At 69.5% G+C, this 226-nt stretch carries 1 pseudogene; it reads left to right on the top strand.

Features of this window, described 5'->3' with window-relative positions:
- Window positions 1-226, top strand: a pseudogene (locus CH42_RS00170) (ABC transporter permease subunit); the annotation flags it as partial.

Genomic DNA, 226 nt, shown 5'->3' with positions numbered 1-226 from the left:
GTGCTCGCGCTCATCTGCCACAACACCGGCGTGATGGGCAAACTCTGGTCGGAGGCGATGGAGGACATCGATCCGGGTCCCGAGCAGGCGCTGCGCACGGCCGGGGCGAGCCGCTGGCAGGTGGTGGCGAACGCCACGATCCCGACCGTGCTGCCGCAGCTCACCGGCCTGCTGCTCTACCGCTTCGATGTCAACGTGCGCTCCTCGCTCGTGCTCGGGCTCGTGG

The sequence above is a fragment of the Leucobacter musarum subsp. musarum genome (assembly GCF_001273845.1).
Lineage (GTDB): Bacteria > Actinomycetota > Actinomycetes > Actinomycetales > Microbacteriaceae > Leucobacter > Leucobacter musarum.
Note: the sequence above shows the minus strand (reverse complement) of the source record. Positions and strands in the feature narration are given on the sequence as shown.